Below are 14,578 nucleotides of genomic sequence, written 5' to 3'. Positions count from 1 at the left end.
AACCAAAAATGACCCACTAGGGGTCATTTCAGTCTGATTTGGCACCTCAAGCCGTGTGTCTTACTAAGCAAGCTACGACCTGTGGTTTTAATCCGATTATTTTTGCTTGCGGTTTATTGGTTCAATGTACTGAATCGACATATCCCAAGGTTGCTCAATCCATGTTTCTTGCTCAATATCTACCACGTAATCATCAAGCAAAAGCGCACCAGAAGGTTTGGCACAAACTGCAATAAGTTTAGCCCTTGGATAAAGTTCACGTAACTTACGCGCCGTATCACCACTGTCTACCAGATCTTCAACGATTAAATAACCTTCACCATCACCTTCAGGCGCTTTTAGAACACTCATGTCGCGTTGATGATCATGGTCGTAACTAGAAATACAAATCGTATCCACATAGCGAATACCCAGTTCACGAGCTAAAATAGCTCCTGGAACAAGGCCACCTCGACTCACAGCCCATATTCCTTTCCACTGCTCTGCTGGCATTTGCTTCTCAGCAAGCTCACGGCAGTAAGCATGCATTTGATCCCACGTAATAATGAACTTCTTAGTCATTGTAATAACCCAATAATCTAACTTGCTACTGCATAAATTGAAGCAGGTTAGCAAGTATTAAAATAGTTAAGCAACCATGTACTTGATGATAAATATTAACGACATTACCCAAACACTAAGAGAAACGTCTCGACCTTTTCCACTGCATAATTTTATTGCCGCGTATGCAATAAAGCCCAACGAGATGCCTTCAGCAATGGAGAAAGTTAAGGGCATTAGCAAACATGTCACGACAACAGGAGCCGCTTCGGTTAAATCCTGCCAATCAATGTTTGCCAATCCTGATAACATCAAGATTGCTACGTAAAATAGCGCACCAGCCGTGGCATAAGCTGGAATCATCCCCGCCAAAGGAGAGAAGAATAAAGCAAGTAGGAATAAAATACCAACAACAACAGCAGTTAAGCCCGTACGGCCACCAGCGGCCACACCTGATACACTTTCTATGTAAGATGTGGTGTTGGATGTCCCAAGTAAAGCGCCAACTGATGTTGCGGTTGAGTCAGCCAACAACGCCTTGCTTAAGCGTGGGATCTTGCCATCTTTGTCCATTAAACCTGCTTTTTGTGTGACACCTACTAAAGTTCCAGCAGTGTCGAACAAGTCGACAAACAAAAAAGCAAAGACAACTGAAATCATGCCTACTTCAAATACTGCAGAGAAATCCAGTTGCAGAAAAGTAGGTGCGATACTCGGCGGCGTCGACATAATACCCGCCCATTGAACATCGCCAAAAACCAAACCTAAGCCAGTCACCGCTAAGATAGCAATCATAACAGCGCCTTTAACACCACGATTGACTAAAGCAATGGTTAGGAAGAAGCCCACGGATGCCAATACAGCAGGTAGTGATGTGATGGCTCCCAGTGAGACTAAGGTTGCTGGATTATCAACCACTATGCCAGCATTTTTTAACGCGATGAAAGCAAGAAAAAGTCCAATACCCGCAGAGATCCCTGTACGTAGTGACAAGGGGATAGAATGTATGATCCATTCCCGAATCTTAAACACGCTCAATAAAATAAAGAGCAAGCCAGACACAAATACTGCAGCTAAAGCAACTTGCCAAGTGTACCCCATTCCAAGCACAACAGCATAAGTAAAGAAAGCATTAAGCCCCATTCCTGGTGCTTGGGCGATAGGGTAATTAGCAACAAACCCCATAATAAAACAACCTATTGCCGCGGCTAAACAGGTCGCTACAAATACCGCACCATGATCCATGCCCGCATCAGCTAAAATTGCCGGATTAACAAAGATAATGTAAGCCATGGTCAAGAAGGTTGTTAGACCGGCAATGATCTCAGTTTTTATACTTGTGCCGTGCTCACTGAGCTTAAAGATTTTGTCGAGCATAATCGAATTCCAAAGGTAAAAAAGTAAACGGTTGCGTAATCGATTGGCGGAATTATAGAGTTTAATATTTTCAAATTCCAGACAGATTTCATCTACAAGAAAGTAATCTGTCTATAAAACTTAAGCTCGAATGAGGTGAGACAAGATCACTAAATAGAAAACATCTTTAAGTTCATAGAGTAATAAAAAAACGCCACTCAAAAGGAGTGGCGGTTGATTCATATCTTTAGCTAGTGCACTAAGATAAAATTCTAATGAATAGGGGTATATAAACTTCGTTCAGGACTATCCGTTTAAGCTTAATAACCAAAACTAGATGAATAGACAAAATTGCCAGTATAAACAGAGTTGCTTATCCAGAATTTTGCACTTGGCAAACCTTTCATAACTATCACCTTCTCAACCAATTAAAAAAACAATCTAGATTGATTTCTCAGTTCCTTGGAGGCGAAAAAGCGGACTCTTCCTTTGAGCATTTTATCTTCACTTCAGAAGTCAGTATCTGATCATAACAAAAAGGAAATTTTATTACAACATTAAATGGAAATCGTCACAAAAAGTTAATTTAAATGGCGTCGAATACCTACAAATGTAATTTAATTACACAAATGTCAGTTATAAACTTTCTTCATAGGCAATCAAGATTGTATTAATAACTCTTGAAAATGTAATGATTAAACGGTTTTTTGTTCACTTTTACTACTAGGTTGCAGTAAGGAATGATATTCTCAAAGACTCTAATTCGTGTGCCAAACAGAGCTATGTAAGATACTCAATCGTCAAAATTACATGCCCAAGCCTTGGCCCTATCACAGTAAAGGAGTCACCTGTGTCTGAATTTCATTCTGAAGTCAGCGGCTTATCCCCAAGCCTCGTATGGCAATTTTTTGATAAAATTTGCTCTATTCCTCACCCTTCTAAGCATGAAGAAGCATTGGCCCAGTACATAGTTAACTGGTCAAGAGAACAAAATCTAGAAGTCCGACGAGATCCTGTGGGTAATGTTTTCATCAAAAAGCCCGCAACTCCGGGAATGGAACATAAAAAAGGCGTGGTACTCCAAGCTCACATTGATATGGTGCCGCAGAAAAATGAGGACACAGATCACGATTTTGCTAAAGATCCAATCCAACCTTATATTGATGGCGAATGGGTAACAGCGAAAGGTACAACTCTCGGTGCTGACAATGGTATGGGTATGGCCTCATGCTTAGCTGTACTGGCTTCCAATGATATAAAACACGGACCACTAGAGGTTTTGCTTACTATCGATGAAGAAGCAGGTATGACAGGAGCCTTCGGACTTGAAGCAGGCTGGCTAGAAGGCGAGATCTTACTTAATACTGACTCAGAACAAGAAGGTGAAGTCTATATGGGCTGCGCTGGTGGAGTTGATGGTGAGATTGCCTTCGATATTCAGCGTGAAGCAATCCCGAGTGGCTACACAACTCATCAGCTAACCTTGAAGGGGCTAAAAGGTGGTCATTCTGGCTGTGACATACATACAGGGCGTGGTAACGCCAATAAACTCGTTGCTCGTTTTCTTGCTGGCCACGCTCAAGAGCTCGATCTACGCCTAGTTGAATTTCGCGGTGGAACACTGCGTAATGCGATTCCACGCGAAGCCTTTGTGACTGTTGCGATTCCTGCTGACAACGAATCTAAGCTGTCAGACTTATTTGATGCATATACACTCCAAATACAGCAAGAGTTGGGAAAAACAGAAACCAGCATCATTTCACTAAACCAAAAAGTTGAATGCACCCAAGAAGTGATTGCAATCGCCGATCAACAACGCTTTATAGCGGCGCTTAATGCATGCCCGAACGGAGTCATTCGTATGAGTGATGACATCGAAGGTGTGGTTGAGACCTCTCTAAATGTGGGTGTTATTAGTACGCAAGAAAACACCATCAAAATCCTTTGTCTGGTGCGCTCCTTAATTGATTCAGGACGTAGCCAAGTCGAAAGTATGTTGAGATCAGTTGCTGAGCTTGCTAATGCAAGCATTGAATTTTCCGGTGCCTATCCAGGTTGGAAACCTGATCCAAACTCTGAAATCATGTCAATATTCCGCGAGATGTACCAAGGCATTTACGGACACAAGCCAAACATTATGGTAATACACGCGGGCTTAGAGTGTGGGTTATTCAAAAAGCCTTACCCAAATATGGATATGGTTTCCTTTGGCCCAACCATCAAGTTTCCCCATTCCCCAGATGAGAAAGTCAAAATTGACACTGTTGCTCTCTATTGGGAACAGATGGTAGCTCTACTCGAAGCTATTCCAGAAAAAGGGTAATCTCATAAACTTCTATATAATAGAGTATTGCAGGGGCAAATAAGCAGCCCCTGTATCCTCGTACCTAGGCCCTCCTTCAACACAGCATTAAAGCTAGGCTCACCGATAGATATTATTTGTCGTCACGATGAGTTTTTCTGTTCGTCTAATCTCTCCCACATTGCTAGGATAGCCCCCTCGTTCAAATAGACAGCCAGTCGCTCTTAACAAGATTTTTGTCATACAAAACAATTTGTTAAAGTGGCTTTCAAATCATGGCTAGGGTTAAGATTGTGATAAAAGAAAAAATGGTGCTTGGCTGGCGAGAAACAGTTAGCCTGCCTGAACTTGGAATAGCCCAGATTAATGCCAAAGTTGATACGGGTGCACGCACTTCATGTCTTCATACCTTTAAGGTGGAAAAGTTTGAGAAGCACAATACTCCTTGGGTTCGGTTTTGGATTCATCCTATACAACGCAACACCGAAGAAGAAATCATTTGTGAAGCAGCTATTATTGATGAGCGAGTCGTCAGAGATTCAGGAGGACATGAAGAGTCTCGCTACGTTATTGAGTCCATGTGCTCATTGGGAGGAGAAACTTGGCCGATAGAAATCACTCTCACCAATCGTGAAAATATGTCATTTCGCATGCTTCTAGGAAGAACAGCCATGGGGAAACGTATTGTCGTTGATCCAAGTAAGTCATATTTAATCCCTTTTGAGGAAAGTACCCAATGAAAATAGGTATCCTATCACGTAATGCTCAGTTGTATTCTACTCAACGTTTGATAGAAGCGGCACAAAACAGAGGACATGAAGTCAAGGTGATTGATGCCCTACGTTGTTACATGAATATCAACTCAGACAAGCCTCAAATTCACTTCAAAGGGGAAGAGCTTTCTGGATTCGATGCCGTGATCCCAAGAATCGGAGCTTCGGTTACTTTCTATGGTACAGCCGTTCTGCGTCAGTTTGAAATGATGGGTGTCTACCCTGTCAACGAATCCGTTGCTATCACTCGCTCGCGCGACAAACTTCGTTCAATGCAGTTGTTATCTCGTAAAGGCGTAGGGATGCCAATCACTGGCTTTGCCAGTAAGCCTGATGATGTTAAAGATCTCTTAGAGATGGTGGGCGGGACGCCTGTTGTTATCAAGCTGCTCGAAGGTACCCAAGGCATAGGTGTAGTGCTGGCGGAAACACGTAAAGCGGCAGAAAGTGTGATTGAAGCTTTTATGGGCCTCAAAGCAAACATTATGGTGCAGGAGTACATCAAAGAAGCCGAAGGGGCCGATGTACGCTGTTTTGTTCTCGGAGATAAAGTGATTGCATCCATGAAACGCCAAGGTGCAGAAGGAGAGTTTCGCTCTAATTTACATCGTGGTGGCAGTGCATCTTTAACAAAAATCACCCCACAAGAGCGCCGAACTGCTGTTGCAGCAGCTAAAATAATGGGACTAAATGTTGCTGGCGTCGATCTATTGAGATCTTCTCGAGGGCCATTGGTTATGGAAGTTAATTCCTCTCCGGGCCTAGAAGGTATCGAAGCTGCAACTGGAAAAGACATTGCTGGAATGATCATTGACTTTATCCAAAAAAACGCAGCAAGTAAAAGGACACAAACTCGTGGCAAAGGCTAAAAAAAATCACGTATTTGAGTTTCTCGGTCAATCAATTTTACCCGGTGAGAGAAAAGTCGTTGAATTGGAGGCCGCCAAACTCTATACGCACTCTCCTCTCTCCTTCCCAGTAGAAATAATTCATGGGAGGCTAGCAGGACCTGTACTTATGGTTAATGCCGCCATCCATGGTGACGAACTGAACGGGGTTGAAATTGTTCGCCAGTTGATAGACACCATAGAGATCGACAAACTCAAAGGTACACTCATTGCGGTCCCTATAGTGAACGTCTTTGGTTTCATTCACAAATCACGTTACCTTCCCGACAGGCGAGATCTTAACCGCTGCTTTCCCGGCAGTGAAAAAGGCTCTCTCGCCTCTCGTATGGCCCACACTTTTTTCTCTCAAGTAGCGAAGCGTTGCGATTACATCCTTGACCTGCATACTGGCTCAACACATAGAACTAACTTACCGCAAATTCGTGCCAACCTGACTAATGCCGAGACACTACGTATTGCACAAGCTTTCGCAACTCCGGTTATTATTGATGCTCCATTAAGGCCCGGTTCACTGCGCAGTGAAGCAGAACAACTCAATATCCCTGTGCTTACCTATGAAGCCGGAGAGGCGCTACGATTTGAACCCATATGTATAAATGCTGGTTTTTTAGGGGTTAAGCGAGTGATGCAAGCGATAGGAATGCTGAGAAAAAGCCGAAAAACTTTACCAACATCAGTAATAGCCAAATCGACCAACTGGCTCAGAGCAGAAAGTAATGGCATTTTAAGAACTATGGTTACGTTAGGAGAAAAGGTCACTCGAGGTCAAGTACTCGCCTACATTAGTGCACCATTAGGCCACAGTGAAATCGCTTTAAAAGCGCGTAAAGGCGGAATCGTAATCGGCCAACAAACACTGCCGCTAGTCAATGAAGGGGATGCCATCTTCCATCTCGCCTATTTTGAAGAAGACGATCAGCAAGTAGAGCAAGTGGTAGGCGATTTTATTGATGAGGTCTCAGACGCCGATCTTGAGCCACTCACCACAGGACAGATTACTCAGCCCAACTAAGCAACACCTCATATCAAATGAGGTGTTGCTAGTCATTTTATTAGCTAAACGATGCCCAAATAACCGTGGCAACTAACACAGGGCAAACAAACTTAACGTATACAGGCCAGAGTTTTCCAAACCAACCGAGAGTAAAATCCGGACATCCTTGCTCTAATTCTTTGATTTTCGAACTTCGATTCCAAACCCAACCACCAAATACACAGAATAAAAGTGCAGCTACAGGCTGAAGATATTGAGTCGCCACTGTGGCAACTAGACCAAAGAGATGACCAAAATTGAATACGATCACTGTACTAAATAGTGCAATCAAGCCTCCCAAAATCCAGCTAGTCGAACTGCGTTTAGTACCAAGTCTCTCGCTCACTAGAGCCACTGGACACTCCAGCATTGAAATGGATGAAGTTAAAGCGGCGATCGTCAGTAGGGTGAAAAAGACAATAGCAAATACCTGGCCTAAAAGTCCTAAGCTATCAAACATTAAAGGTAGAACAGTAAACACTAAGGTATCTGAACTCAGTAACGTCCCATCCTCTGCATAGATCTGAACCCCTTTGTGCATGGCAACAAACATCGCAGGCATAACCACCAAACCTGCGATAAAGGCAACCGATGTATCAACCAGAGTGACATGCATCGCCATCTTGGGTAGGTTTTCTTTCTTACTCAGATAGGAACCATAAATCAGCATAGAACAGCCACCTATGGTCAAAGAGAAGAAGCCTTGGCCCATAGCTGCCAAGATCAATTTGCCATTCATCACCTTACTAAAATCGGGAACCAAATAATGCTTTAACCCTTCTGTTGCCCCACTCTGAGTCATGATGTAAACAAAAAGTAGTCCAAACAGAACAAATAGTGCGGGCATCAGACGCGTTGACCATTTCTCAATACCTTGCTTTACACCGCCTTGCACGATCAAAATCGTCAGTACATAAAAAGCCAGAGTACCAAATAAGTTACGCTCGACACTAAACCCCTGAAGCCATTTCGTCGCAAATTCTAGACCTAGAATTTCGGTGATAGCCCCAAGGAGAAAGCAGATAAGCCAACCGCCAACAATACTGTAAAAGGCAAGTACCATACTAGGGACACTAAGGCCAATCCAACCAACCGTAGCGCCAAGTTTTTTCATCACTCGATTAGGTGTCAAAGCTCGCATGCTATCCACAGGGTTGGCTTGTCCATGGCGACCAATCGCCATTTCTACGACAAGCATGGGAAAAGCGACAACCAAAATCATGACTAGGTAGACCAGCAAAAACGCGCCTCCACCATTGCTCGCCGCTTGAGTCGGAAATCCCCAAATATTACCCAATCCGACCGCTGCACCAGCCGCCGCTAAAATAAAACCCAATCGAGAGCCAAAGTGTTCCCGAGATTCACTATTATCTTTTGCTACCATAAAACGAAAAATACTGCATTCACAAACTAGTTGGCTAGTACAATATTACAATCGCTGATTTCTCTCTAGTGGTATCAGGCGCTAGTCAGCAGTTACTCAGCAAAAAATAACATCACAGATTGTAAATATTTATTTACATAAATAATCAGCTAGTCAATAGGTCTCTGATAAAAAGGCAAAAGAGTGAAGGTACAGAACGAAAGAGCGCTCAATGCGCTCTATCTAAAGGTAAAGGAGGAGTATTAAATAAGTGTCTAAATAGTAAACACTTGGTAACCTTGAAGCTGAGGAATAATCTGGTGCAGCTCTTGCTCTTCTTCTGCAAGTTCACCCAAAGAATCACAAAACTCTTGGCTCTGTTGCTCAACCTCGCCAGCATGTTTTTTCAACCTAGCCGAGATACGCTCTTTAAGCTCGCTCATCGTTTCAGTTATTTGAGTAAGATTAAGGCCATCTTCGGCCTTCATTTTCTCAGACATTGCAGTAAAAGCACTGGATATAAATTCTTTATTGAAAAGCTTTTTAGCATCTTCCAAATCTTGATTCCAAGTTTCACTCAAAGAAGAAAAGCTATCTGCCGGTAAAATCAAATCTCCTTCTTTGTAATACCTTTGTTCAATACTCGCGTAAAATTCTTGCATCGAAGCTTTAACCCCTTCAAATGCTTTAGGCGCATCAAAGCTTTTTGCAACATCATCGATAATGTCATTGGCTAGTGCAAGCCCATCACGAGCCATTTGTTTTGCTCGTGGTAAGTAATCATTTAAATGAGCACGATAGTCGGATATTGCTTGTGTTTGTTCAGGTTTAAGCGTGACTTCCTCTCCTTGAATCAACAAACGATTGTTCGAATCTAGCACCGCAGTGTTACCACCTTGCTGATGAATTTCCAGTCTTTCGTTATTCAATCGAATATCATTTTTTAGATCGACACTGCACTGAGCAGCAGTCACCTGATTTACCACCATAAGTAAAGGGATCATCCAAAGCACTTGTTTCATTTTTATCTCGCTTTATTAAATACTTCCAAACCCTAGCAAACAATTTACTCGCTTACGTCAAATTATTGTATCGATTTGATAATAGAAGTTCTTTGGTCCAACTTGATATTCCACTTCATCACCAACTAACTTTCCTTTTAATGCCTTTCCTAGTGGTGAACTTAATGTGACTAACATGACTCGCTTTTCTTGGTAGTCAACTTTCAATCCACCTGAACATGGCGCAATAAAAAAGTATCGAGCTTGGTCACTATCGTCCAAAAGTGAAACTAAGCAGCCAAGCATCACTGATTCGGCATTTTTCGGTAATTGCATCTGTTTCATCAAGCTCAGTTCACGCTCACACTCTTCAACTCTCATGGCTTGCCCATGTGCCAAGTAAGAAGCCTCTAATGCCAAGGTGTCATATTTATGCTCAGGAACTGTCTCTTCGTCCGTTGCCGATTCAATCGCTCTTTGGGTTGCGCTTTGAGCAATGACGAGTGACTTTTCCATCGCGAGTAATATTGTTTGCAGTAGCTCAAACTTATTCATACTAAAATCATATTCCTCAACTGATAATCTCTTTAGAATACTATTTCATGAGTCCAAGTCATACAGATAGCAAAAATGCAGACTTCAAATAACCAACAAATCATCTACCAAAAATTACAACAGTGCTTTGGTTTTGAGCAGTTAAGAGAAGGGCAATACCAAGTCATAGACAAGGTATTGAGCGGGAAATCATGTGCGGCTATCTTCCCAACGGGCTCAGGAAAGTCCCTCTGCTACCAGCTTTCTGCTTTGTGTCTTCCTCATCTCACCCTTGTGATCTCTCCCTTGCTAGCGCTGATGAAAGACCAGCTTAGTTTTCTTCAAAGCAAAGGGATCAAAGCAGCCTCACTTCATTCTGGTCAGGCTAAAGAAGAAGTTCAGGCTACAATGAGTAATGTTCAGGCGGGTGAGACACGTATTTTGATGGTGTCGGTAGAGCGAATGAAGAATGAACGTTTTCGTCACTTTTTATCTCAACAAGCGATATCTTTACTGGTAGTTGACGAAGCACATTGCATCTCAGAATGGGGGCATAACTTTCGCCCCGATTATCTAAAGCTTCCTCAAATTCAGCAGCAACTTTCCATACCTCAGGTGTTGCTTCTTACTGCAACAGCCACTCAAGCAGTACTGGATGATATGAGCAATAAGTTCGCGATTGAACAAGATGATATTACTGTCACTGGTTTTTATCGCCAAAATCTCGATCTGTCAGTACTGCCATGCCAAGTAAACCAAAAAGAAACGGTGTTACTCTCGTTGCTCAATCAAGCGCCCAAACTCTCCACCATCATTTATGTTACTCAGCAAAATACTGCCGAAACGTTGGCCAAGATGCTGCTCTCGAGGGGCATCAATGCTGTAGCCTATCATGCTGGCCTTGAGAGTGAACAGAGAGAAAACATTCAACACGCCTTTATGGCAGGTAACACAGATTGTATCGTCGCTACCATCGCCTTTGGAATGGGGGTAGACAAAGCGGATATTCGCCGAGTTATTCATTTCGATTTGCCCAAATCTATAGAAAACTATGCTCAGGAAATTGGCCGAGCAGGCAGAGATGGCCTTTCTTCACAATGTATATTGCTTGCAAACGAAGACGGGATTTGCACTTTAGAAAATTATATTTACGGTGATACACCTGAATACGGAGAAATCCTCAATATCATTAAGCAAGCCTCCTCCTCAGCTCCCCGATGGGAGGTCGTCGTTTCCAGGTTGTCTAGTGAAAGTAACGTTCGCCCATTACCTCTCAAAACCTTGCTGGTTTATATGGAATTGCACGGGTTTATCTCCGCTCAGTATACCTATTTTGCACAATATAGGTTTAAGTTTCTGATAGCTAAAAATGACATCATAAGCCGCTTTAATGGTGAAAGACGAACATTTACCCAAGCGCTACTTGATAGTATTTCTGCCGCCAGAATATGGAATCAAGTAGACTTTGACCATTTATGGAATACCTATCAAGGTGACAGAAACCGAGCGATAGCCGCACTGGATTATTTTCATCAGCAAGGATGGATTGAACTCGAAAGTAAGCTAATGACCGAAGTGTATCAAGTTGATGATATTTGCGATGACAAAGAGAAGAAAGCTCAGAAGCTATGGTCTTTGTTTAAAGATAAAGAGTCCTGCGATATCGAACGACTTCACACTCTGCTTAAGCTGTTTAAGTCCAATCAGTGTTTAAGTTACGCTTTAGCATCCTACTTTTCTGATCCCAATTCGCCGCTACAATGTGGTCACTGCAGTGTGTGTAAAGAGGAGATCAAGCCTTGGCCAGAGAAGGTAAACTCAAATATACCTATATCAGAATTGGATAATTGGTTACAAGAATTAGAAGATCTGACATCAGATACATTATCAGATAGAGTGAAAACCAAATTTCTTTGTGGCATTCCAACTCCTTGCTTTACCAAGATAAAAGCCAAGAAATTGATGGGGTTTGGCAAGCTTGGCCATTGTGCCTACCAACAGGTTCTTGATGAAGTCGTATCGAGGAAGAAAAGTTTAGAAAAAGCTTAGTTGCTGACCTCCTTCTTCGGGTTTGAGCATCACATTTAGGCCAAGTAGGCGAATCTCGCGACCTTTTTGCCGCTTGAGAATATCGCGAAGTAAGCCTTTATAATCGCCAAGGTCCAGCTGTGAATGCAAGTGTTCTATCGTAGTTTGTTGAAAATCAGCAAACTTAAGCTTAATACCCTGCTTTAATATCATTTTTTCAGGAGAAACTTTGCTGAGCCTTATTTCTAGCTCAGGAAACAGTTTACTTTCAATAACCTGCCAACACTGATCAAATGTCATAATATTATGAGTCAATGTGCTTTCCACCCCTACAGATTTGCGCTCTCTCTCGACAATAACGGGCCGGTTGTCAATGCCGTGACTTTTCGTCCATAAAGAAGCACCGAGACGACCAAAGCCCAACAGTAAATTGCGATAATCACTGTTTTTGATATCCGAGCAAGTATATAAGCCCGCTTTGTTGAGCTTAGCTAAGCTCACTTTTCCAACACCTGGGATTTTTTCCAGTGGCAATTTGTCCACTTCATGTTGTACATGACTTGGCGGTATTACATATTGTCCATTGGGCTTATTTAGATCTGAAGCCACTTTTGCCAAAAATTTAATCGGTGCAATGCCTGCTGATGCGGTCAGATTAAGTTCTTTCGCAATATCACGTCGAATAGCCTCAGCAATGAGCGTTGCTGAACCTTTATAAAGTGGGCAGTCGGTTACATCTAAATAGGCTTCATCTAAAGACAAGGGCTCAATCAGAGAAGTATAGCGAGAGAAAATACGTCGGATATGCTGCGAAACTAGCTTATAAACCTGCATTCGGCCCGGAATCACCACAAGATTCGGACATAAAGTCAGAGCTTTCCCCGTAGGCATAGCGCTTTTAACTCCATACTTTCTCGCCTCATAATTACAGGTAGATATCACTCCCCTTTGCTTTTCCCTACCTCCCACAGCCAAAGGTAGAGAACGATAGCTTGGATTGTCACGCATCTCTACAGCAGCGTAAAAGCAATCCATATCAATATGGATAATTTTCCTTATTTTGCCTTGCTCCATGATTCCACAAAACCCACAAGCTGTATATAAATACAGTATATTGTAATTTTACTGGTGCGCCAAGGCAGAAGACGTTGTTTATGCACTGTCGCTGGACAACAAAAATGAAAACTGTCTGCCCCCGAAACACGCTTCTATCATGGCTACCAAAAGCCAATTGTGAAAATAGAGTTGCAAACTTCCCAATACTTTTTTGTCGTCGTTTGTCTTTCGCTCTGAGAAGGTTTTGCCCCTTTTTGAGCTACGTATCGAGGTTTGAGCAAAACTCATTGGTTAGGCTTGATATAGAATAACTAATTAATGCGAAGGGATAACCTAACCCAATTTCTCTTTGCCGTTTCATAATGATAATGGTTTAAACAAGAACGACTCACGCGGAGCAATCAATGGACAAGCTAAGCATTACAACCCATTTAATGGCCATTCTCACTGCTTTTTCAGCTTTTACAATGCCAATTGCGCTTGAGGTCTTAAACCGAGTTAAAAGTCGCTACGGTTCTGCGTATTACATGGATTCAATCGAAGGAATAATGGGCTTTAAAGTTCATTATTTATTCCGAGAACTTATCCTGACTTTAGTCGCACTAATGTTTTTTTCCGTTTGTGTCGCATTCTCAAGCGAACAAGTTTTCGCTGAGAGATTGGTTTTGTTCTTCGAGTTAGTTTTTGCACTTGTCACTGCTGCGTTACTTATTAAAGAGTTCCGGTTCATAAAAACGATTCTCCAAGCCACTCGTTCAGATGACTTAGTAACAGACTACCTGATTGATAAACTCTCAGAACCAGAATCAAATCACTCTAATCACACAAGAGAAATTGAGCTTTTGATTCAGATTGCTTGTTACAACATCGAGAACACTACCTCATTCACTGAAGAATCCATCGAAAACAGGTTATTTGGAGTTATCAAGAAAGCGTACCTCAGTCACACTAGTTCCATTCACGACGAAACAATTAAGAAGTTAATTGATGGCCTTGCAGTAGTATTAACATCAGCAAGAAGTACCAACAACAGAAAGACTTACGTTTCTCTACAACGAAATTACGCACAACACTTGATTTTATTTTTCGATAGGAAAGTAAAAAATTACGATGTCTTTGAACAGTACAGCGATGAATTTTACGAGGAAAGTATCAAGGAACTCAGTTCGGGCAACTATTGGTTAATGAAAGCAGACTTTCTAATCAGCGTAAACATGTGGGATTTGAAGAGTCCGCAAACAGTTAGCTTTATCGATAAAATCATCCGAAATTTAATAGACTTCGCCGCAAGGGAAAAACCAGACTTAGTGCCTGACATCCTCGAGCGCTATCGTAATTTTGTTGGCTATGAAAGCTACTTCACTAGTGAGTTACACAACCTGTTAACCCTGTTTGGCTCATACAGCGCTGAATTGGATAGTGAAATTAATCAACTAATTGCATCGCATGAGGAACAAATAACCAAAGACCCAGAAGCTCATGTAAAACAACTAATTTCACTTGTAGACAGAGCCAAAATTGAAGCCATAAAAAGTTCGCCATCGATAGCTCAGTACGAGCAAATTAAATCAACCGCTGTTGAATTCAAACAAGAGATGATTCTTGAAATAATTAAATCAAAAGGGGGAATAGCGCTGAGGAATCCCCTGATAATTTAGATAAAAATCATCAAGTTAAGGTAGAT

Annotated in this window: 12 protein-coding genes; 6 read left to right on the top strand and 6 right to left on the bottom strand. The window is 42.1% G+C overall.

What is annotated here, in order from left to right; genetic code table 11:
- Positions 1-96 precede the first annotated feature (96 nt).
- Entirely contained in the window at positions 97-561 is a 465-nt protein-coding gene (gene tet(34), locus AAFM34_RS00060; protein WP_114785208.1) for an oxytetracycline resistance phosphoribosyltransferase domain-containing protein Tet(34), read from the bottom strand.
- Positions 562-627: 66 nt separating this feature from the next.
- Positions 628-1,917: an NCS2 family permease gene (locus AAFM34_RS00055; protein WP_341658738.1), complete on the bottom strand. Its 1,290-nt coding sequence runs from the start codon at positions 1,915-1,917 to the stop codon at positions 628-630.
- A gap of 829 nt (positions 1,918-2,746) precedes the next feature.
- Here AAFM34_RS00055 and AAFM34_RS00050 point away from each other — a divergent pair.
- The 4 genes from AAFM34_RS00050 to AAFM34_RS00035 all read left to right on the top strand — a co-directional run bounded on the left by AAFM34_RS00050 (position 2,747) and on the right by AAFM34_RS00035 (position 6,891).
- Complete coding sequence (locus AAFM34_RS00050; protein WP_341658736.1) at positions 2,747-4,219, top strand: aminoacyl-histidine dipeptidase; 1,473 nt, start codon at positions 2,747-2,749, stop codon at positions 4,217-4,219.
- A gap of 275 nt (positions 4,220-4,494) precedes the next feature.
- Complete coding sequence (locus tag AAFM34_RS00045) at positions 4,495-4,938, top strand: ATP-dependent zinc protease (protein WP_341658982.1); 444 nt, start codon at positions 4,495-4,497, stop codon at positions 4,936-4,938.
- On the top strand, positions 4,935-5,840 hold the full coding sequence (rimK, locus tag AAFM34_RS00040; RefSeq protein ID WP_341658734.1) for a 30S ribosomal protein S6--L-glutamate ligase: 906 nt from the start codon (positions 4,935-4,937) through the stop codon (positions 5,838-5,840). Before AAFM34_RS00045 ends, rimK begins: the two co-directional genes overlap by 4 nt.
- A complete protein-coding gene (locus AAFM34_RS00035) occupies positions 5,827-6,891 on the top strand; it encodes a succinylglutamate desuccinylase/aspartoacylase family protein (RefSeq protein WP_341658732.1) in 1,065 nt (354 codons plus the stop codon). Before rimK ends, AAFM34_RS00035 begins: the two co-directional genes overlap by 14 nt.
- Positions 6,892-6,931: 40 nt before the next feature.
- Here the strand turns inward: AAFM34_RS00035 and AAFM34_RS00030 are convergent, their stop codons facing one another.
- From AAFM34_RS00030 to AAFM34_RS00020, 3 genes are all read right to left on the bottom strand, one after another.
- The gene (locus tag AAFM34_RS00030; RefSeq protein ID WP_341658730.1) at positions 6,932-8,296 is read right to left on the bottom strand and encodes a sodium-dependent transporter; all 1,365 of its coding nucleotides are present in this window, start codon (positions 8,294-8,296) and stop codon (positions 6,932-6,934) included.
- Between the two features lie 254 nt (positions 8,297-8,550).
- The gene (locus tag AAFM34_RS00025) at positions 8,551-9,297 is read right to left on the bottom strand and encodes a YggN family protein (protein WP_341658729.1); all 747 of its coding nucleotides are present in this window, start codon (positions 9,295-9,297) and stop codon (positions 8,551-8,553) included.
- Between the two features lie 57 nt (positions 9,298-9,354).
- The gene (locus AAFM34_RS00020; protein ID WP_341658727.1) at positions 9,355-9,831 is read right to left on the bottom strand and encodes a GreA/GreB family elongation factor; all 477 of its coding nucleotides are present in this window, start codon (positions 9,829-9,831) and stop codon (positions 9,355-9,357) included.
- A 75-nt stretch (positions 9,832-9,906) separates the two neighbouring features.
- On the opposite strand from AAFM34_RS00020, the gene AAFM34_RS00015 reads away from it, so the two are divergent.
- Positions 9,907-11,859, top strand: coding sequence for a RecQ family ATP-dependent DNA helicase (locus AAFM34_RS00015; RefSeq protein ID WP_341658725.1), 1,953 nt, complete (start codon positions 9,907-9,909; stop codon positions 11,857-11,859).
- Here the strand turns inward: AAFM34_RS00015 and dinB are convergent.
- Positions 11,845-12,912, bottom strand: a complete 1,068-nt coding sequence (gene dinB, locus AAFM34_RS00010; protein ID WP_341658723.1) for a DNA polymerase IV — start codon at positions 12,910-12,912, stop codon at positions 11,845-11,847. The genes AAFM34_RS00015 and dinB overlap by 15 nt on opposite strands.
- 386 nt (positions 12,913-13,298) lie before the next feature.
- On the opposite strand from dinB, the gene AAFM34_RS00005 reads away from it, so the two are divergent.
- Complete coding sequence (locus AAFM34_RS00005; RefSeq protein ID WP_341658721.1) at positions 13,299-14,552, top strand: hypothetical protein; 1,254 nt, start codon at positions 13,299-13,301, stop codon at positions 14,550-14,552.
- The last annotated feature ends 26 nt before the right edge of the window (positions 14,553-14,578 follow it).

The organism is Vibrio sp. (assembly GCF_038138445.1).
Taxonomy (GTDB): Bacteria; Pseudomonadota; Gammaproteobacteria; order Enterobacterales; family Vibrionaceae; genus Vibrio.
Note: the sequence above shows the minus strand (reverse complement) of the source record. Positions and strands in the feature narration are given on the sequence as shown.